Origin of the sequence: Streptomyces sp. NPDC048504, assembly GCF_043200035.1 — a bacterium.
Classification (GTDB): domain Bacteria; phylum Actinomycetota; class Actinomycetes; order Streptomycetales; family Streptomycetaceae; genus Streptomyces.
On record NZ_JBICXA010000020.1, the window covers coordinates 1 to 20236 of the forward strand.

The following is a 20236-nucleotide window of genomic DNA, read 5'->3' on the forward strand; positions in this document are numbered from 1 at the left end:
ACAAACGTGACTACATCTTCAACGGCACCCTGACCGTCACCGCGATCGTCATCTGGCTCCGTGACACCGTCCAAGAGCCATCAGAAACGGCCTAGGCCCATCGGGAGGATCAGGTCGCAGACGCGGGGCGTGGCACGCGCTCCCCGCTTGGCCCAAGTGCGCGGGCGCCCCAGTCGGCGTCTTCGCCGCCTCGCAGCCGCACGTGGCTCGCCCCGCTCACCGGCGCGCCCGTCAACTACCGCCGCTTTCCTGCGACCTGAGCCGCCGGCCAGCCTCAGCGCGTGGCGGGACGCTACGGGAACGGTCGCCCGGTGACGACAGCGGCGACCGTGCTCCCGCGCGGGAAGGCGCCTTCGTCGGCGAGGGCGACAAGTCCGTACAGCAACTTGGCGACATAGAGACGCTCGACGGGCACCCCGTGCCGCTGCTCGAAGTCCTCGGCGAAGGCGTCGAGTTCGGCGGGCACGCGCGCGTAGCCCCCGAAATGGAAGCGGTCGTCGAGCGACCAGTCGCCACACCGGCCACCGAAAGCGCGCTCCTGAAGGCCCTCTACCTCGGCGCTCAGGAAGCCGCCCTTGAGGACCGGTATCCCCAAGGCGCGCTGGTCGGGGCCGAGTCCGGCGGCCAGCCCGGCCAGTGTGCCGCCGGTGCCGCAGGCCAGGGCGACGACATCGACAGGGGTATCGGCGTCGGCACGCGCGCGTAGTTCCTCGCCCAGGGCCCGGCAGCCGCGTACCGCAAGGGAGTTGCTGCCGCCCTCGGGGACGACGTACGCGTCCTCCGCGTCCACCTCGCGCAGGATGCCGGCCAGCGTCTCCGGCTCGGACTTGCGCCGGTACGTCGACCTGTCGACGAAGTGGAGGCGCATCCCGTCGGCCGTGCAGCGGGCCAGGGACGGGTTGAGCGGGCGGTCGGACAGCTCCTGGCCGCGGACCACGCCGACCGTGGGCAGACCCAGGAGGCGGCCCGCGGCGGCGGTGGCGCGCAGGTGGTTGGAGTAGGCGCCGCCGAACGTGACGACCGTCCGTCCGGCCGCCGCCGTCAGGTTCGGCGCGAGCTTGCGCCACTTGTTGCCGATCAGGTCCGGGTGGATCAGGTCGTCCCGCTTGAGCAGCAGCCGGATGCCGTGCCGGCCGAACCGCCCGTCCGTGATCTCCTCCACCGGCGACGGGAGCCGGGGCCGCAGGTCGGAGAGGTCGGGGCTGGTCACGGGACCATTGTCACCCGGGGCGGCGGTGTCGTCCCCGCCGTCCGGGGGTCACTTCAGCCGGTCGTGGACCCGGTCGCGCAGCCAGTTCATCGTGAACCCGCGCGGGTCCACCTTTCCGGGCTGCCACTCCAGGTGCCCGATCACCGATCGCGCCGTCCAGCCGTGGTGGCGGCAGATCGCCGCGCAGACCTTCTCGATGGTCTCCAACTGGGCCTCGGGCCAGGGGTCCTCGCCGTCGCCGAGGTTCTCGCACTCGAAGCCGTAGAAGTGCCGGTTGCCGTCGGTGTCCGCCTCGTTGTCGTGCGGCAGTGCCTTCTCGGCGATCACCGCGCGCAGGACGTCGTCGTCGCCGAGGCCCGCGTGGTTGGCGCGGCCGTAGCCGACCAGGTGGAGGTGGCCGTCCTTGGTGATGACGCCGTGGCAGAGCGGGCCGGGGAGGTCGGGGCGGCCCTCGCGGCACAATTCCACCGTGCGCGCGCTGCCCTTGGTGACCGTGTGGTGGATCATCACGCCGTGGACGGGCCCCCACGGGCCCTTGTGGTTGCGGTTGTGGTGCTCCCAGTCGCCGACCTCGACGACGGTGACGCCCTCCGCCTTGAAGCCGGCCAGGAAACCGCCCGCGGACATGGGTGAGGCCATGACGCCTCCTTCGTGCTGCGCGACGGCCGACGTGCACGGCCGTCTGTTATCGCTGCTTGTACCGAAAAAATCTGGTACGGACGACTTGTTCGTACGGCGTGCGAGCCGATCCGGACAACGGCCGACTCGGCGGCCACTCGAACAACATTCGACGTAAACAGCCCCTGTGCCCAGCAGTTGAAGATCCATTCCCGCTCTTTCGGGTAATACCACCAGCACGCTCCGTGAGGAAGGCTGGTGCGCGAGAACGATGCCGGGCGCACAGGTGCCGGGCATGAATGGGGAGGGCATTTCTCTATGTCGGTAGGCGAAGAGGTCCGCGCGGAGCAGAACAAGCCGCAGCAGAGTCTTGGTACGGCGGCTGCGCGGAACCTGGCCACGACCACGAAGTCCGCGCCGCAGATGCAGGAGATCAGCTCGCGCTGGCTGCTGCGCACACTGCCGTGGGTGAACGTGCAGGGTGGCACATACCGGGTGAACCGACGGCTGAGTTACTCCGTGGGCGACGGCCGGGTGACATTCGTGAAGACCGGCGACCGCGTCGAGGTCATCCCCGCGGAGCTCGGCGAACTGCCCGCGCTGCGGGACTACGAGGACGAGGAGGTGCTCTCGGAGCTGGCCACCCGCTGCCGGCAGCGCGAGTACGCCCCGGGGGAGGCGATCGCGTCGTTCGGCGGCCAGGCCGACGAGGTGTACCTGCTGGCGCACGGCAGGGTGGAGAAGGTCGGCACCGGCCCGTACGGCGACGACACGGTCCTCGGAGTCCTCGCCGACGGCGCCTACTTCGGCGACCAGGCACTGCTCGACCCGGACGCCATCTGGGAGTACACGGCCCGCGCGGACACCGCGTGCACGGTGCTGATCCTGGCCCGCGGAGACGTCGAGCAGGTCGCGGAGCGCTCCGAGACCCTGCGCGACCACCTCGCGCAACTGCGGGCGATCCCGGAACAGCGCACCAACAAGTACGGCGAGAAGGCCATCGACCTCGCCGCGGGCCACTCCGGCGAGCCGGACATCCCGCACACGTTCGTCGACTACGACGCCAGGCCGCGCGAGTACGAACTGAGCGTCGCCCAGACCGTCCTGCGCATCCACTCGCGCGTGGCCGATCTCTACAACCAGCCGATGAACCAGACGGAGCAGCAACTCCGGCTCACCGTCGAGGCGTTGAAGGAACGCCAGGAGCACGAACTCATCAACAACCGCGAGTTCGGCCTGCTCAACAACTGCGAGTACGACCAGCGGCTCCAGCCCCACGACGGCGTGCCCAGCCCGGACGACCTGGACGAGCTGCTCAGCAGGCGGCGCGGCACCCGGATGCTCCTCGCCCACCCGCGCGCGATCTCCGCGATCGGCCGCGAGCTCAACAAGCGCGGACTGGTCCCGGAGTCCATCGACGTCGGCGGCAACCGCATCCCGACCTGGCGCGGCGTGCCGATCTACCCGTGCAACAAGATCCCGGTCAGCGACCGGCGGACCACCTCGATCATCGCCATGCGTACCGGCGAGGCCGACCAGGGCGTCATCGGCCTCCAGCAGGCCGGCATCCCGGACGAGATCGAGCCGAGCCTGTCGGTGCGCTTCATGGGCATCAACGAACAGGCGGTCATCAACTACCTCGTGACGGCCTACTACTCGGCGGCGGTCCTCGTGCCGGACGCCCTCGGCGTCCTGGAGAACGTCGAGATCGGCCGCTGGAGGTGACGTTTCAGCAGCTGGACGCGGTGTCCCCGCCCGTAAGGGCGGGTACACCCCGGTCGAACGCGACCGGTCGCAGCGCAGGCGTCACCGTCCGCGGACTCTCCGAGGGGGACCCCATGGCCGAGTTCAGGACGGAGACGAAACAGCATTCTGAAGGGACGCAGTCGCCCGACGGGCACGAGGCGGCGGTGATCCTGGAGGGGGCCAGGACGTCCGTCGACCCCGGACTGCGCTCGGCGATCGACTCGTTGCCCGGCTCGATGCGCCGGGTCGCGCTCTACCACTTCGGGTGGGAGCACGCGGACGGCACACCGGCGGCGGGCAACGCCGGCAAGGCGATCCGCCCCGCCCTCGTCCTGGCCGCCGCCACCGCACTCGGCGGCGAGCGGGCACGGGCGAGCGCGCTGCGGGCCGCCGCGGCGGTGGAACTGGTCCACAACTTCACGTTGCTGCACGACGACGTGATGGACCGGGACACCACCCGCAGACACCGGCCCACCGCGTGGACCGTGTTCGGTGACGCCGACGCGATCCTCGCCGGGGACGCCCTCCAGGCGCTGGCCCTCCGGCTGCTCGCCGAGGACCCGCACCCGGCGTCCTCGGCCGCGGCGGCCCGGCTCGCGGACTGCGTCGTCGAACTGTGCGAGGGCCAGCACGCGGACACCGCCATGGAGAAGCGCGCCCCCGGCGAGGTCACCCTCGACGAGGTGCTCGTCATGGCCGAGGCCAAGACCGGCGCGCTGCTCGGCTGCGCCTGTGCGGTGGGCGCGCTGTACGCGGGGGCGTCCGCCGAGGACGTCGAGGCACTGGACGCGTTCGGCCGCCAGGCCGGGCTCGCCTTCCAGCTGATCGACGACGTCATCGGGATATGGGGCGACCCCGGCCGCACGGGCAAACCGGCCGGCGCCGACCTCGCCGTCCGCAAGAAGTCCCTGCCCGTGGTCGCCGCCCTCACCTCGGGCACACCGGCGGCCGTGGAACTCGCGGAGCTGTACGGACTGCCGTACGAGGAAGGAGAGTTGGAGCGCACCGTGCTCGCCGTGGAGCGGGCGGGGGGCCGGGACTGGGCGCAGGACCAGGCAGCCGACCGGATGGCGCGGGCCGTGCAGGAGCTGGCCCGGGCGATCCCGGACCCGCAGGACGCGGGCGGTCTGCTCGCACTGGCCGAGTTCGTGACCCGGCGCAGCAGTTGATGACTCCGGAGCCCTCCGGAACCGCGCGGTCCTGACCCCGCACGGCCACCGGAGGCCCCGGACAGGCGGGTCCCGCGCATCCCCACGGTGCGCGGGGCTCGCACCCCTTTTTTAAGGCTCGGTTCGCCTCCGGGGCGCCGCTGTGTTCAATATGCGCCTACCGGCGCGTGGCTGTGTCGAGAGCCCCACCGTACTCGGCGCTGCGCGCCTCCGCGCGCTGGGACTCTCGACACCGACGCGCCCCTTCGGCTCACTCGCCCGGAAGTCCCGTTAAGCTCAACACCCCTTCAGGTGACGGTGGTTGAGAGCTAAGGGGCGGGACATGGGCGTGGCGATACGGGCGGCCGGCGAGGGTGACAGAGAGCTGGTCGTCCGGCTGTTGGACGAGGCCTTCCAGGACGATCCGGTCAGCGGCTGGGTCTTCCCCGACGCCGAGTACCGCCGTACGACCCACCACAGGCTGATGGCCGCCTTCACCGACGCGGTGTTCGCCGACGGCCGCATCGACCTCGCCGAGGACGGCGCGGCGTGCGCGCTGTGGCTGTCGGTACCGGCCGAGGCGCATCCGGAGAACGGCGAGGACGAGGCCGTAGGGCTACGGGAGTTGGTGGATCCGGACAACGCGCGGGTCGAGACGATCGCGCGCCTCATGGCGGAGGGGCATCCCGCAGGCCGGGCCCACGAATACCTGTGGATGATCGCCGTGGCACCGGGCCGGCAGGGCGAGGGCCTCGGTGCCGCGCTCATCCGGCACGTCCTGGACCGTTGCGACCGCGAGGGCCTCCCCGCGTACCTGGAGGCGAGCAGCGAACGCAGCACCAAGCTGTACGAGCGCCTCGGCTACACCTTCACCGGCCACACCCTCGACCTACCGGACGGCCCGCGCATGTACCCGATGTGGCGCGAGCCCCGCACGGTTCTAGGCTGAGTACATGGCCAGAGAAGAGCACACCTGTCCCGTCTGCGGGCAGCCGGTGGCCACCGTCGTCCGGCGGTACAAGACGCTCGGCGCATGGGTACCGAAGTGGGTGGCCGGCCCGTGCCGGAACCCCGAGTGCGAGGCGTACGCCGGTGAGGGCGCCGAGCCAGGGGCCGAATCCGGCCCGAAAGAATCCTGAACCCGTGTCGAGAATCCCGGCCCGGCTCCGATGTCTCATGTGACAGCCGCCCGGCACGGGTGGCACGAGCCGAAGGAGCGGACTCATGAAGTACCTGGTCATGGTGCAGGGCACACAGGCGGACTACGACGGCATGCAGGGCAAGCCCACCCCCGGGTCCCCGGCCTGGAGCGAGGCGGAGATGCAGGCCATGTTCGCCCACATGGGAGCCATCAACGACGACCTGGCCGAGACGGGTGAGCTGATCGACGCGCAGGGGCTGACCGAGCCGGCGAGGACCCGGCTGGTCACGCTGGGCGCGGACGGCAAGGCCGTGATCACCGACGGGCCGTACAGCGAGACCAAGGAGCTGATGGCCGGCTACTGGGTCCTGGAGTGCGCGAGCCTGGAGCGGGTCACGGAGATCGCCGACCGCGTCACCCGCTGCCCCCTGCCCGAAGGTGCCGTCAACCGCGCGGTGGTGATCCGCCCCATCCAGGACGGCACCGCGGACGTCTGAGCCGTATGCGCGACACCACCGGCATCGAGGACCTGCTGCGCCGACACGCGCCGCAGGTCCTCGGCGCGCTGGTCAGGCGGTACGGCCATTTCGACAGCGCCGAGGACGCCGTACAGGAGGCGCTGCTCGCGGCCGCCCGGCAGTGGCCGGAGCACGGTGTGCCGGAGAATCCGCGCGGCTGGCTGATCCGGGTCGCCTCGCGGCGGTTGACGGACGCGCTGCGCGCCGAGGAGTCGCGGCGGGCGCGGGAGGAGAAGGCGGCGGCTCTTGAGCCCCGGAACCCGTACACTCCCGAGCCGCCGCGCGAGGACGACACCCTCTCCCTGCTCTTCCTCTGCTGCCATCCGGAGCTGACCCCGACCGCGCAGATCGCGCTCACCCTGCGGGCGGTCGGCGGACTGACGACGGCGGAGATCGCCCGGGCGTATCTCGTGCCCGAGGCGACGATGGCGCAGCGGATCAGCCGGGCAAAGGCGAAGGTGCGCGGTGTGCGCTTGGGGCGGCCGGACAACTGGGCCGAGCGGCTGCCCGCCGTCCTGCACACGCTGTACCTGATCTTCAACGAGGGCTATACGGCGACGTCCGGCCCGAGTCTCACGCGGCGCGAACTCGCGGGCGAGGCAGTCCGGTTGACCCGTGCCGTGCACCGGCTGCTCCCGGAGGTCGGCGAAGTGGCGGGGCTGCTCGCGTTGATGCTGCTCACCGACGCCCGCCGGGCCGCCCGCACCGGTCCGCACGGTGAACTCGTCCCCCTCGACGAACAGGACCGCGACCGCTGGGACAGGGCGGCGATCGAAGAGGGTGTCGCCCTCGTCACCCGGGCGCTGTCCCAAGGGCCCGCGGGGCCTTACCAGTTGCGCGCGGCGATCGCCGCCGTACACGACGAGGCGTCCTCGGCGCGGGCGACGGACTGGCACGAGATCCTCGGCCTGTACGAGGTGCTGGTGCGTCTGGTCCCCGGCCCCGTCGAACGCCTCAACCGGGCTGTCGCCGTAGCCATGGTCGACGGCCCGCACGCGGGCCTGGCCGAACTGGACCTACTGGCGGCCGAGTTGGGGGAGGGTCACCGTCCCGACGCGGTCCGCGGCCACCTCCTGGAACGGGCCGGTGAGTTCACCGCGGCCCGGGCCGCCTACGAGTCGGCGGCGGCCAAGACCCTCAGCCTGCCCGAGCAGCGGTACCTGCGGGCGCGGGCGGCACGGCTCGGGCCGTAGCGTGACCCCATGCCGGAAGACGAATCCACCACTGCCACCATCCTCCACATCACCGAACGCGCCCTCTGGGACGCGGCCCGCGAGCGCGGCACCTACGAGTGGTCGACCCGCGGCCGCACCCTCCAGGAGGAGGGCTTCATCCACTGCTCTACCCGCGCCCAACTCCCGCGCGTGGCAGCTTTCTTGTACGGCTCCTACGACGGCCCCGACGACCTGGTGGTCCTGGTCGTGGACCCGGGACGGCTCGGCGTACCCCTGAAGTACGAGGCGCCGAAGCCGGGCGGCGAGGAGTTCCCGCACGTGTACGGGCCGATTCCGGTGGACGCGGTGGTGGGCGTAGAGGTGTGGGCGGGATGAGCCGGTTGTGGCGCCGGGTCCTGGTCGCGTGGGCGGTCGCCGTGGTCGTCGGGGGCGGGCTCACGCTGTGGCTGCAGGACCCCGGCGAGCCGCACGATCCCGGCGCGACGCCGACGCCATTGCTGAGGCAGGACAGCCAGGACACGGCGAGTGCCTGTCCGAGGCCCACGGACTCGCGGTACGACGACCGCCGGGTGATCGTCGTCTGCGTCAGGGGCGGCTAGGCAGCCCGCCGGTCTCCGGGTCGCGCCCCGTCAGGCAGTACGTGCCGCCCGCCGGGTCCCGCATCACCGTCCAGTGCTTGCCGTGGGAGACGACGGTCGCGCCGAGTTCCTCGTGCCGTTCCCTGGCCGCGTCGATGTCCGCGCAGGCCAGGTCGAGATGGGCGGCGGCGGGGCGTTCCTCGACGAGGCGTTGCAGCAGGATGCGGATCGGTAGGCCGGCCGGCGGCTTGAGCACATGGAACTCGGGGAGCGCGCCCGACAGCGAGGCCCAGTCGGGCAACAGGGCGCTCCAGAAGGCGACTTCGGCGTCGTAGGAGCCGGGTCCGGTGTCGAGGGAGACCTGGTCGAGGCGGGTGCCGGCCACGACGGGCGGCCGTACGGACTCGCCGTGCCAGGGGACGGCGCAGAACAACTGCCCTGCGGGGGACCGGAGTACGGCCCAGCCGTCGTGCTCGGCGACGGTCTCCGCGCCGAGTCGCAGCGCGGAGTTGACGAACGCCGGTACGTCCTCGACAGAGAAGTCGAGATGAGCACCACCCGGGCCGGCCCCGACGCCCTGGACCTTCACACAGGCGTCGCCCCCCTCCGGCAATAGGGTGACGAACTCGCCCTCGTCACCCCGCAGTTCGGACAGCCGGGTGTCTGTGGCCGCCGTCCAGAAGCCGCGGGCGGGGCCGAGGCTGTCGTGCGGGCGGTCGATGAAGGCGTAGGTCCAGCGGATGCTCGTAGCGCTCATGGCGTGATCGTAGGCGGGAGGCGGCGACCCGCCCGAGAGTCTTTCAGTCCCCCTCAGCCTCCCTTCAGTCCCGTCCCTCAGTCCTCACTCCGCTGCATGAACCGCAGCATGTTCCCGGCCGGGTCGCGGAACGCGCAGTCGCGGACGCCGTACGGCTGGTCCGTCGGCTCCTGGACCACCTCGGCGCCGGACTCCTGGACGCGGGCGTACAGGGCGTCGCAGTCGGCAGTGGTGAAGTTGACCCCGCGCAGGGTGCCCTTGGCGAGCAGTTCGGCCATGGCCTGCTTGTCGGCGGGGGAGGCGTCCGGGTTCGCGGCCGGCGGCTCCAGGACGATCTCCACGTCCGGCTGCAACGGCGACCCCACGGTCACCCACCGCATCCCCTCGAAACCGACGTCATTACGGATTTCCAGCTCCAGCACGTCGCAGTAGAAGGCGAGCGCCTTGTCGTGGTCGTCGACGGCGATGAAGCACTGGCGGAGTTTCAGGTCCATGGGCATCAGGCTAGGGGCGGAGCGGCGGTCCCGCCCGGTTCGGGCGGGTGAAAGTGCGGGCCACGCAGGACGGGATGACCGCGCCCGCCTCGTGGGAACGGGCGCGGTAGGCGCTGGGGGTCTCGCCGACCAGCTCGGTGAAGCGGGAGCTGAAGGAGCCGAGCGAGGTACAGCCGACGGCCATGCACACCTCGGTCACGCTCAGGTCGCCGCGTCGGAGCAGGGCCTTCGCCCGCTCGATCCGCCGGGTCATGAGGTAGCTGTACGGCGTCTCCCCGTACGCGGCGCGGAAGCTGCGCTGGAAGTGGCCCGGCGACATCAGCGCGGTCCGCGCGATCGAGGCCATGTCGAGCGGTTCGGCGTACTCGCGGTTCATGCGGTCGCGGGCCTGGCGCAGCCGTACGAGGTCGTCGCGGTTCACGTCGTCCAGGATGGCACGGGGCCGCTTTCGCCGGGCCGGGAACGACGAAGGGGCCCGCCGGCGAACCGGCGGAGCCCCTTCCCCATGCCCAACGACCGTCGATGGTGCACCGATCGCCGGTCGGTCGGGACAGACCGACTGGGTGTCAGGCCTTCTTGGTCTCCTAGTAAACGGCCAGGTAGGTGACCTGTAGCGATGGTTGCTACAAGTCGCTGACCTGGTCTTTTCTCGATGGCTGACGATGGGATGCGACGGTCTTGATCGGGTGTCCTGCGGACTGTGTGCGGACTGAGCACACTGGGCAGGCGGGGCACCGTGATCGCAGCCCGGCCGTCGGGGCGCCGGCTGTCAGTGGGCACTGAGAGAATTGGGCCCATGGCGGGAGATGTGTTCGGCTTTCATGCGCCTCGTGTCTGCAGAATCCGTAGCGCGCATGCCACAGCGGAGGATTCAATTCCGCGAGTCACCGAGGCGTTTCGCACCGGGGATGACGGTGTGATCACCGAGGCAGAGCGGCTACGTGAGGGTGCGCTGGCACTTCCTGCCGTGGTCGCGACGGCCGGAGCGATGGTCGTGCTAGGCGAGCCGGGAGCGGGGAAGACCACCGTTCTGAGGCATGTCACCAACATGCTGCCCCGCGTTGTGGACACATGGGACCCGGGCACCGACGCATGTTTGTGGGTGGCAGGTGGGGACTTGACTGAGAACTCCTACCTGGAGGAGCTGGGCTGCCATCTTGAGTCGTTGCCCCCAGAGGGAGACGCTGCCGCAGACGCTGGAGTGCTGTGGGTGGTCTTGGACCAGGCAGACGAGAGCTCGCTGCGTCAACGTTTGCCGGGGCGGTTGAAGAAGTCGTTGCGTGGTCGGGATACCAGCCGGGTTCGGTTTCTCATGGCCTGTCGCACGGCGGACTATCCGCAGACGCTGACCCCTGTGCTGTCTGAGGCGTTCGGGGCGTGTTGGTGTGTCGACTTGGTTCCGTTGAGTCGCAATGAGGCCGTGGCGCTGGCCGACAGCGCTGACGTACCGGGTGAAGAGCTGGTAGCCGCGGCCGAAGAGGCCGGCGCAGCCGTACTCGCTGGCGTTCCCTTGACCCTGGAATTGCTGGTGTTGACTTACCGGGTCGACGGCCGGTTGCACGGCACGCCGCAGGATCTGTTTGCCCGCGGCGTTGTGCACCTCGCGGAGGATCACGACCAAAACAGAGAACGTAGAGCTGTGACCACAACCGTCCCGCAGCGGCTTACGGTGGCGGGACGTATTGCTGCCTGGATGATGCTTTCCGGGCACCGAACAGTTTGGCGCGGCCGCGCGTTCGAGGCTGGCCCATACGACCTGGAGGGGGGCGCACTGGCCGACGGCCAGGAGCGGACCGTGGCGGGCGCATTCGACGTCACACGTCAGACGGTGGAGGAAACCTTGGAGACGGCGCTGTTTACGGCGCCGGACCAGAACAGGGTGGCGTTCCGGCACTCCTCCATGGCCGCGTACCTCGCTGCCCGGTATCTCACTGACCGGGAAACGACACAGCAGCAACTGGAAAACCTCTTCCTGGTTCGGGCACCGGGCGGAGAAACGGCCAGCATTCCTGCGCCTCTCCGGGAGACTGCCGCCTGGCTGGTGGCCATGAACCCCACGGCCACCGATTGGCTGGCTGCTGCCGACCCCGAGAGCCTGGCTGTGCACAGTTCCCTGGTGCGCTCCGACGAGGTCCGTCGGCTGACCGTGAGTCGGTTGCTTGAGCGCGCGGCCCAAGTCGAACTGAGTGACACGCGCTGGCAGCTTTCACAGTGGGACCTGCGGCACCCGCTGTTTGCGGATCAGCTTGCCGATGTGTTGGAGACAGCCCCGAGTGAAGGCGCGGCCGACTGGCAGACCACAGCAAGAATCCGCCTAGCCATACAACTGGCCCAGGAGGCCGGCACGGCGCACCCCAGGCTGGCCGATGCACTCCTACGACTTGTAGAGAACGACGCTTGGCACCAGACGGAGCGGCGCCTGGCAGCGCGCGCGGCGTTTACCTGCGGCGAGGCTGGCCGCACCGTGCCCGTCCTTACCAGAGTCCTTGCCTCCCTCGCCGAGCCCTCATACGCGACGCGCGTGGATCCTGACCTAGACCTGCGTGGGACTCTGCTGACCCTTCTGTGGCCGGACCACTTGGACATGGTCTCGGTACTCGCCGCACTGCGCCCTCCGTCTCCCGGCATGTACGGCAATTACGCCCACTTCTTGAGAAATTTGCCCAGCCAGTGCGCGGACCAGCATCTGGTAGAGCTTCTGGCCTGGGCTCAGAAAGCCGTCCTCAAACAGGAGCAATCGGGGAGCGGCGGCTTTCTCTTCTCCCCTGATCGCCTCGAGACTCCACTGATCGACTCCATAATCGACCGTACGCTCCGCAGTGGGGACGCCTCACAGGATCTGAGTTCCCTGGCGAAGATCATCCTGGGCCTCCTTCACGAGCACAACAAGGTCCGCCTTCCCGACTGCTTGCAACCTGACGAGCATGGGCAAGAGTCCGCGCACGTTCTGTTTCTCCGCAGGCTCCTGACCAACGCTCTCGTCAGCGAGGCCGTAAAGGCAGAGATTGACCCTCGCGAAGCGGCATATCTGATTGTTTACGACTGGGACCGCCGACCGCCGCTGCGGTGGACAACGCTTCCCCGGCTCCCGAGTCGGCTATCCGCTACCAATTGGTGGATGGAGCGGATTTCACATGGGGGCTAGATCAGGTGGTTGCGGCGGCTGCGTCCGGGGACGAAGCGCTCGTCGCTGCGTATGGTGAACTGGTCTCATGCCTGTTTCCGCACGGCGGCTACCAGGCGTTCGAGCTGGCCTACGATGACCAGCACCCAGCTTGGCCCTATGTGCGCCCCTTCTATGAACCGATTGCTCTCGATAGCAGACTGGCGCGGTCGCTGCGCCGGAGCCATGAAGCCTCGAACGGTCCTTGGCCAGAAGCCGTGGAGTTCCTTGCTGAGCAGGTGCACCTACTTACCGAGGCAAGGGAAGGAAACAACGACAGTCTGTGGTGGTTTCTGTGGCGTCTGCGGGTCACACCACAGACGGGCAGAGTAGATGACCTGTCCGGCTCCATTTCCACCTGGCCAGGGGCAGTCGCACTCGACAACGACCTGTCGGACCTACCCGAACTCGCACTGCGCTACCTTGCCGCCGAACACGACCATGCTGATTCCTGGCTCCAGAACTCCCAGCACAACAAGCGATCCTGGGCCGGATACGCGCTGTTGGTCGAGTTGCACGGCTGCAACCGGCTCGCCGAACTGCCTCCATCGGCGTGGAAATCGTGGACCGCCGCGATTCTTACGGAGATCCTGGGCATTTCAACGAGCTTCATGGAGCCAGTTCGGATTGACCTTTTGCGCCTGGCCAGCCTGCACGCGGCCGAGTCCATGGCCAGGCGCATTACCCAACTGGTCCTGGCGGCCATCTCGAATGCTCGGCAGCCCATTGAAATTAGCTCCATCGATCCGCGCTGGGCCACGGAGCTGCGCACGGCGATGGAGTACCTCGCCACGGAGATCTCAGCCTCTCTCGGGGTCGTGCCGATGGTTGCCGACGGTGCAGAGTCAGACGAGACGGCAGTAGAAGAAGCGGTCCTGGTCGTGCCAGACAGCGAAGAGGCGCGAGGGGTCGCGCTGAGCACTTGGCATAGCATCCTTAGTTCCCTCCTGAGCGTAGAGAGCAGGACCGCCTACAACCTCATCGACAGTGCTCTCGGCGTGTCTCTCGAACGTCCATTGAGTACGAGGATTGCAGTCCTGGCAGCCCAAGTTCTGTTGGCTACTGACGCAGAGGCGCACTGGCCGCGTATCAAGACTCTCGCCGTGGCAGACGATGAATTCGGTCGCCGTCTGGCCGAAGCGTGCGCAAGAGCGGAAACCGTGCGGATCCAAAGCTCCCTCGATGAGGCGGGTGTTGCGGATCTGTACTTGTGGCTCAGTGGTTTGTATGCCCCCGAGCAGGACCTGAACCTTCTCGAAGCACACTGGGTGAGCGCGGAGGAGCAAGCGAGAGAATGGCGAGAACGCCTGCTACCTGAGTTGAGCCAACGGGCCACTGCGGAGGCCGTCCACCAGTTGCGGCAGCTGTCTGCCCGCTACCCTGAGAGACTTGCAGTGGCTGCTGCACTTGTCTCGGCCACGAAGCAGTATGCCGCCGCCAACTGGACTCAGGTGCGAGCCGAAGATGTGATGAGGGTTCTCCAGGAACCGTCACGGCGCGTCATCCGCACTACCGCAGATCTCATGGACGTAGTACAGGAGATCTTGGAAGAGATTGGCCGAGATATCCCCTCACATGGTGAGCTGCTGTGGGACCGCACGCCAGGTAAGCGCTCTCGGAAGAAGCCCGTAACAGCAGCGGACGATGAGGCCATCCCGGACGCCTGGCGTCCCAAGCCCGAATCAGCCCTGTGCGCTTACCTCGCACACGAGCTGAATCTGAGGCTGGCCGGCCACCGAGTCGCAGTGAACCGGGAAGTACTGATTCACCCCACGGACCCCTACGGTGCGGGCGACCGCACCGACATCCTCATCGAGGCACTTTCCTCACTCGGTGACGATCCCAGCGCGGCTTCGGGGGCAAACGTGAAACTGGTCATTGAGGTCAAGGGCGCCTGGAATGACGAGGTTCTGACAGCCCAGCAGGAGCAGTTGTCGGGGAGGTACTTGCCCGAGGCTAGGACGAACGCAGGTATCTTTCTCGTCGGCTGGTACCCGATTGAGCTCTGGGACGCCCCAGGTGACAAACGTAAGACGCAGGCGAAGAAGCTGGAGCCTGACACTCTGTTGGCTGATCTACAGGATCAAGCGGTATGCCTTTCTCACGCGGAGTCCTTTGACCTACGCCCATTGGTGATCACCATTCCGCGGCCGCATAAGCTGTAGTTTGCGGCGTCCCATTGTGCAGGATGTGCAGTACGCAGAGTTTCATCCGCATCGTGGACCATGCCTGCGCGGCAGGGATGGTGCGGCGACCCTGCCTGCTACATAGCCCAGACTGCCGCGAGTAGCGAGTGTAAGACCGCCTGCCTGATACGGGGGCATGTGTCTGATGTGGGGGTTCCCCGTGACGTCGTAGACCGCTTCTGAGGCGGTCACGCCCTGGACTCATCCCGAAGGCCCTATCCTCCGGCTCCGTCGCCAATCGAATCGCCGGGTACGCTCCGCCCTTCGCCTTCGTATTCTTTCCGGAGATGCGAGACCATCTCGGGGTAATTATCGGCAATTGCGCGCAACTCGGTTGCGTACTTTGTTACGAGATCAAGTCGATCCAAGTCGGCGCATATGATCATTGCCGCAAGACATGAAGCCCCCCGAAGATATGGAGATACGACGCCATCTCCGATTCGCATAGCCTCTTCGGCATGGAAAAGGGCTTGCTCGTTCTCGTCTATGTCCTTAAAAGCAAGTGAGAGGTTCTCGTGGGCGCTAACCGCGTCTCTCACTTCTCCATGCCTGAGGAATACTTCGATTGCCTTGTTGGCGGCACTCTGGGCAAGGTCTACCTTTCCTGCCTTGAAGAGCATCGGTACTTGTCCCAGCAGAGTACGAGCAAGCCGGAGTTCATCTCCAAGAATGTCGAGCACCGAAACGGCCTGCTCGAAAAGTTGCTCAGCCTCCGCATCTCTGTCGAGCTCCACCAATAGGACTGCCGCGTTCGCTTTCGCCAATGCTTCCCCGGATATATTTCCACTTGCGCGAGATCGCTCTATGTCTTCAAGGTGAAGGCTCAACGCTTCTTGCGCTTTGTGTTGATGTCTCAGGCTGATGGCGAGATCGTTGCATACCATACTGACCTTGTGAGGGTTTCCGACGCTCTCGAATATTTTTAATGCTTCACGCTGATAGCTCTCCGATTTGGAAAATTCGCCGATCTCCATATGGGTTAGCGCAAGTGTGTTCATTGTCTCGGCTGCACCTGGTGCATCACCAGCCTCGATGCAGATTTCTAAATCTTGTTTGAAGTGTTCAATAGCTTCGTGGGCGCGACCGGAAGCCCGGTGTACCGTACCCAGGTTATAGAGAGCCCGTCCCATTTCATGGCGCAGCCCGAGCTCCCTGCTTAGTGAAAGGCTCTCTTCTAGTAGTGGCTGGGCCCCTGTTGTATCCCCGACGTCCATGCGTAGGCAGCCGAGAAGTTTTGCGGCATTCGCAATGAGCACCTTTTTCTGAGTCTCTTGCGCTATAGGGTATATTTTGGACGCTAATTCCAGAGCTGGCTGGAACTCTCTCCGATAGCGTAGAAGGTTCGCCTTGGAGCTGAGTATCAGCACGTCAAATAGCGGATCGGGGTACGATTCTGTGATCGATATTCCCCGGTTCACTACGTCCTCCCACGCTTGCCAATCCCCTACGACTTCGCACGCGAGAGAGAGTTGGATGACAAGTTTCTTCGCTCTATCCGTATCACCAGATCTCAGCAGCAAGTCGATTGCCGCTGCAGCGTTTGCGGATTCGCCCGCAATCCAGGCCGCTGCCTCCTCGATCGAACCAATCTCGGCCACGGGCACAGAAGGGAATTCAAATCTTCCGATCTGGCCACTCAGCGTTAGGTTAGCCTTCAGCGCGGAATGGGACAACCAATTAAGCATTCGAGAAGATGCAGCCGCGGTCTTCTTAGGTGAGTCGTGCTCGAACTGCTCTTGGGCGTAGAGCCTGATCAGGTCGTGAAACCGATATCGACCTGAACGCTGAGAAGCCTCAATTAAATTCGCCTCAGAGAGTTTGCGGAGCACCGTTTTTGCGCTTCGCTCGTCTGAATCATTCAACGCAGCACACAGATTAGCGCCGAAATCCCCTCCTGGCGCTAATGAAAGTCTCTTTAGTGAGTTTCTAGTGCTCTTCCCTAGATTCCGAAAAGACAGGTTGAAGGCAGCCCGAACTGCGAGGTCGCCTGCTTCCAGAGCTCCCAGTCGATTTCGCTGATCAGTTAACTCCTCCAGTAAATCGGTCATCGTTGCTGTCCTTAGCCGATTTCCCGCAATCCGGAGAGCGAGTGGTAAATGGCCGCAGAGGGCCCCGACCTCGCGTGCACTGGAAACATCAAGATCTACAACTTCAGCCCCGACGGTCTTACGGAGAAAGGTCAGAGATGAGTCGTCATCAAAGATATCAAGGAAGAGATGATATGCGGCCTCAAGGCCGCTCAGATTAGACCTGCTAGTAACGAACACAAGGGCTTCACCCCCTGGGGGGATAAGGGGGCGCACTTGGGCTTCGCTGCCAGCGTTGTCCAGAACTATTACCACCTTGCGACGGGTGAACTCGCGTCTATATCGATCCAGTCGTGCGTCATTACTTGCTGGGATCTCGTCTTCAGCAACCCCAACCCCTGCGAGAAACCGACCCATAATTTCCTCGGGGAGCGTTGGATTGCTCTCAATCCCCCGGAGGTCCGCATAGAGTGCGCCATCCTTGTAATGACTGGCCACTTTGTAGGCTACATGTAGAGCTAGGGTTGTTTTGCCGACGCCTGGTTTACCTGTCACCAGTATGACCATTCGGTTTACCGAGGAGATCCCGATTTCAATCTCGGAGACCTCTCGGTTGCGGCCCGTGAAGTCGGGAATTTCGGGCGGTAGGGAATTAGGTGAATTCCATGCCCTACTATGGTCGACTTCATTCTGAAAGGTCACTGGACCGGTAAAGATGTATCCATTGTTGTCATTGCCGACAGCTACAGCTCCTGTAGCGCTCGCTACGGTCTTTGAGGTGCGCATCTGTCACTGCCCCTGTGCTCTTTACGCCTCAGTTTCGATAGAGGATTCGTTGTCTCCTCCGATGGCCACCGATCCTGGGCCCTGGGCGATGACTCCGCTATTCGGTGTACTAGCGGGCGACGCAGTGCCGCTCGACCGGGTTTTTATCCTCTCGCCCCGCGATGACCCGCCGATCGCCACCGATCCGGCACCCTGTGCGGCCACGGGCACCTGACCATCCTGGTTCGGTCGCAGGGTCAGATACAGCTGAAGCCCGGCCCCTACGACTACGAGCACCACGAGTGCTATGCACCAGCCCCAAGTGGGCCTGCTCGTTGCAGCGTTGGTTACGACCCCGCTCGCAGCAGCTACAACGACGGTAAGTGCTGCAGCGCCTCCCCGCTTGGCTGAACTCGACACACGCATCCCCTGGTCCGGTCGTTACAAGTCTGAACCGGGATGTGTCTATCGCATGGGCCGCTGTCTTGTGAACGCTCTTCGGAATTTGTCTGCATCGCGCGCATTCCGGCGAGAAGGTGTCTGGAAAGCCTCGTTTCGAGTTAGGGCTCTCACGGTCTGTCGCAGGTGGAGCATGGCTGTGGTGGTACATCGCGTTGTCTGGGCTGGCAGCCAGGTAGCCACAGACAATGAGGGGGCCAAACACGCCAGCGGCCGGTCTTGGGTGTCGAGTACGAGCAGGGGAGGCCCGCTCTGGGAACGGGGCGAGTTGCCTCGGCGTCTCTTCACCAGCCGTCGAGGGAGACTTCCGGGCCTCCGGCGAGGTAGCGGTGCAGGGCGCTGGCGGTGGTGTCCACGAATTCCTTGGGGATGGCGTCCGCGTCAGCCCAGCAGACCTGGGCGTGCTTGCGCGGTTCGCGGTTCTCTGGTTCGCCGGTCCACTCGTGAGCGGCGAAGACGACGGTGAGGAAGCCGTTGGGCGCTTCGACGCCCCAGGCGCCATGGATGATGTGGGCGACCTTAAGAGCCTCCGGCTTCACGGTCAGGCCGGTTTCCTCGTACAGCTCTCGCACCGCGGTCTCGGTGATCGGCTCGCCGGGCTCGCTCTTGCCGACGGGGAGGTCCCACATCCCCTGGGCGAACTTGGCGTTCTGGCTCCGCTGGAGGAGCACAACCCGGTTGGTGGCCTTGTCGTGGACGATGACGGCAGCGACCAGCAGGGTCATGGATTCGAGGGCGGGCGGTAGGGCTTTGGGCTGGTCGTCGGTTGTCCGCTGAGCCACGGCTGGTGTCCCTTCGTCGGCCGGTTGGTGGGCAGCTTAGGCCAGTGCTTCGCGTGCGCGGCGGGCGAGTTCGGTGGCTCCGGGCACTTTGCGGCGCTGGTAGATGGAGAGGGTGGAGCGGAGCGAGGTGATCGCTTTGCGGGTGCGGTCGGAGGTCATGCCCTCCATGAGGGTCAGGGCCTGGGACCAGGCGGCGACGGCTTCGTCGGCGCGGGCTTGGGCGGCGAGGCTGTCGCCGAGGTCGGCGTAGGTGAGGGCGTGGACGCGCTTGTACTTCTCGGGGTCCCAGCGGATCAGGGCGTCTCGGTGCTGCTGTTCGGTGCCGATGTGGTCGGCGAGGTCGGTGAGGGTGCGGGCGGTGTGGCTGGCGACGGTGCCGGCGGTGGGGCCGCTGACGCGGGAGTAGCTGGGCTGAGGAACGTCGTCGCGCAGGAGGGCGTCTTCGGCGGCGAGCAGGGCTCGGGCCGCTGCGGGCCTCTCACCGACGGCGGCGTAGGCGCGGGCGTGGGTGATGTGGAGGAGTGCTTCGGTCTGGCCGTCGACGTGGCCGAGGCCGCGGGTGAGGGCGCCTTCGACGAGGTCGACGCAGTGGTGGGGTTGCTTGAGGCTGAGGGCCTGGTGGGCGAGGGCGCGCATCATCCAGGCGGCGTGGCCGTGCGGGTCGGCTTCCCAGGCGAGTTGGTAGCCGACCTGGTAGTAGCGCTGGGCGGCGCCTTCCTGGCCGAGGTCGTGGTGCTTCCACCCTGCCAGGTAGGCGAGTTCGGCCACGGCACCGAAGGCTGCCCGTCGCAAGGCTTCGCTCGCGTAGCGGCCCCGGAGCATGGGGGCGGCGGTGTCGGCAAGGTAGGCAGTGACTGTGGTCAGGCCGTGGCCGCCGCCGAGGCGTTCGTCGGCCGCGCTGAAGGCCGCGGTGATCTGCCGTACGACGTCCACGTCCTCCGTTCCGACCACGGACGTGCCGGTGCGGGCGCGGAGCATGCGGGCGGTGGCCTCGTGGTCGTGGGCGAGCGGCATGGCGACGCCGGCGGTGGTGAAGGCGGCCACCGCGAGGAAGCGGCGGCGCTCAACATCGGCCCGGCCGAGGTCAGTTGCGGCCAGGACGGGATCCCCTTCGGCTGGCTCCTCGCCATCAGGTGCGCGTAGACCGATCTCGGTCTGGGTGATGATGCGGCCCATACGGCGGGAGAGGGCTTCGGCGAGGTACTGGCCGGTCCGTCCGGTGGGCTGGCGGGTGCCGTTGGCCCAGTGGGAGACGGCCGACTTGTTGGTCTGGAGGATCTCGCCGTTCTCGGCCGCGATGCGCCGGACGTCTCTCGCCAGGGCCTCGTAGGTGCAGCCGGTCGCGGAAATGGTGTCGCGCAGGCGGGAGTTGGGGCCTCTGGGCGCTGCCACGCTCGCCTCCCGTCCGGGGCTGTAAACCGCGTATACCGCTTCAACTGCCTCTCACCGTACCCACTGTGCGTGACGGA

At 66.6% G+C, this 20236-nt stretch carries 18 protein-coding genes; 10 read left to right on the forward strand and 8 right to left on the reverse strand.

The features are described from left to right. Positions 1–292 precede the first annotated feature (292 nt). Positions 293–1210 carry a 1-aminocyclopropane-1-carboxylate deaminase/D-cysteine desulfhydrase gene (locus ACGFY9_RS39035; RefSeq protein ID WP_393762350.1) on the reverse strand — a complete coding sequence of 306 codons (918 nt, stop codon included), beginning with the start codon at positions 1208–1210 and terminating at the stop codon, positions 293–295. Positions 1211–1258: 48 nt separating this feature from the next. Further along, the gene (locus tag ACGFY9_RS39040; RefSeq protein WP_393762352.1) at positions 1259–1849 is read right to left on the reverse strand and encodes an N-acetylmuramoyl-L-alanine amidase; all 591 of its coding nucleotides are present in this window, start codon (positions 1847–1849) and stop codon (positions 1259–1261) included. A gap of 297 nt (positions 1850–2146) precedes the next feature. Between ACGFY9_RS39040 and ACGFY9_RS39045 the strand changes: the two genes are divergently transcribed. The 8 genes from ACGFY9_RS39045 (at position 2147) to ACGFY9_RS39080 (ending at position 8155) form a co-directional block, all read left to right on the forward strand. Beyond that, entirely contained in the window at positions 2147–3553 is a 1407-nt protein-coding gene (locus ACGFY9_RS39045) for a family 2B encapsulin nanocompartment shell protein (protein WP_393762354.1), read from the forward strand. 113 nt (positions 3554–3666) lie between these two features. Next, a complete protein-coding gene (locus ACGFY9_RS39050; protein WP_393762356.1) occupies positions 3667–4743 on the forward strand; it encodes a family 2 encapsulin nanocompartment cargo protein polyprenyl transferase in 1077 nt (358 codons plus the stop codon). A gap of 322 nt (positions 4744–5065) precedes the next feature. Then, positions 5066–5671, forward strand: a complete 606-nt coding sequence (locus ACGFY9_RS39055) for a GNAT family N-acetyltransferase (protein WP_393762358.1) — start codon at positions 5066–5068, stop codon at positions 5669–5671. Positions 5672–5675: 4 nt separating this feature from the next. Continuing rightward, positions 5676–5861, forward strand: coding sequence for a hypothetical protein (locus tag ACGFY9_RS39060; protein WP_393762360.1), 186 nt, complete (start codon positions 5676–5678; stop codon positions 5859–5861). Positions 5862–5946: 85 nt separating this feature from the next. Then, positions 5947–6360 carry a YciI family protein gene (locus ACGFY9_RS39065; protein WP_393762362.1) on the forward strand — a complete coding sequence of 138 codons (414 nt, stop codon included), beginning with the start codon at positions 5947–5949 and terminating at the stop codon, positions 6358–6360. Between the two features lie 5 nt (positions 6361–6365). Beyond that, positions 6366–7574: an RNA polymerase sigma factor gene (locus ACGFY9_RS39070; protein WP_393762363.1), complete on the forward strand. Its 1209-nt coding sequence runs from the start codon at positions 6366–6368 to the stop codon at positions 7572–7574. 9 nt (positions 7575–7583) lie between these two features. Beyond that, a complete protein-coding gene (locus tag ACGFY9_RS39075) occupies positions 7584–7931 on the forward strand; it encodes a DUF952 domain-containing protein (RefSeq protein ID WP_393762365.1) in 348 nt (115 codons plus the stop codon). Further along, on the forward strand, positions 7928–8155 hold the full coding sequence (locus tag ACGFY9_RS39080; protein ID WP_393762367.1) for a hypothetical protein: 228 nt from the start codon (positions 7928–7930) through the stop codon (positions 8153–8155). The genes ACGFY9_RS39075 and ACGFY9_RS39080 overlap by 4 nt, the downstream gene beginning before the upstream one ends. Here ACGFY9_RS39080 and ACGFY9_RS39085 read toward each other — a convergent pair. The 3 genes from ACGFY9_RS39085 to ACGFY9_RS39095 form a co-directional block, all read right to left on the reverse strand. Continuing rightward, a complete protein-coding gene (locus ACGFY9_RS39085) occupies positions 8142–8891 on the reverse strand; it encodes a VOC family protein (RefSeq protein ID WP_393762369.1) in 750 nt (249 codons plus the stop codon). The two genes, ACGFY9_RS39080 and ACGFY9_RS39085, sit on opposite strands and share 14 nt — an antisense overlap. Positions 8892–8968: 77 nt before the next feature. Beyond that, a complete protein-coding gene (locus ACGFY9_RS39090) occupies positions 8969–9385 on the reverse strand; it encodes a VOC family protein (RefSeq protein ID WP_318018756.1) in 417 nt (138 codons plus the stop codon). Between the two features lie 10 nt (positions 9386–9395). Then, the gene (locus ACGFY9_RS39095) at positions 9396–9806 is read right to left on the reverse strand and encodes a helix-turn-helix transcriptional regulator (protein ID WP_019058262.1); all 411 of its coding nucleotides are present in this window, start codon (positions 9804–9806) and stop codon (positions 9396–9398) included. Positions 9807–10181: 375 nt separating this feature from the next. Between ACGFY9_RS39095 and ACGFY9_RS39100 the strand changes: the two genes are divergently transcribed. After that, the gene (locus ACGFY9_RS39100; protein ID WP_393762371.1) at positions 10182–12530 is read left to right on the forward strand and encodes an NACHT domain-containing protein; all 2349 of its coding nucleotides are present in this window, start codon (positions 10182–10184) and stop codon (positions 12528–12530) included. After that, positions 12452–14713, forward strand: a complete 2262-nt coding sequence (locus ACGFY9_RS39105; protein ID WP_393762373.1) for a hypothetical protein — start codon at positions 12452–12454, stop codon at positions 14711–14713. The genes ACGFY9_RS39100 and ACGFY9_RS39105 overlap by 79 nt, the downstream gene beginning before the upstream one ends. Positions 14714–14949: 236 nt before the next feature. On the opposite strand, the gene ACGFY9_RS39110 is transcribed toward ACGFY9_RS39105, so the two are convergent. From ACGFY9_RS39110 to ACGFY9_RS39120, 3 genes are all read right to left on the reverse strand, one after another. Beyond that, the gene (locus ACGFY9_RS39110) at positions 14950–17547 is read right to left on the reverse strand and encodes an ATP-binding protein (protein ID WP_393762375.1); all 2598 of its coding nucleotides are present in this window, start codon (positions 17545–17547) and stop codon (positions 14950–14952) included. A 722-nt stretch (positions 17548–18269) separates the two neighbouring features. Further along, positions 18270–18767, reverse strand: a complete 498-nt coding sequence (locus tag ACGFY9_RS39115) for an NUDIX domain-containing protein (RefSeq protein WP_393762377.1) — start codon at positions 18765–18767, stop codon at positions 18270–18272. 36 nt (positions 18768–18803) lie between these two features. Beyond that, on the reverse strand, positions 18804–20159 hold the full coding sequence (locus ACGFY9_RS39120; protein WP_393762378.1) for a tetratricopeptide repeat protein: 1356 nt from the start codon (positions 20157–20159) through the stop codon (positions 18804–18806). Between the last annotated feature and the right edge of the window lie 77 nt (positions 20160–20236).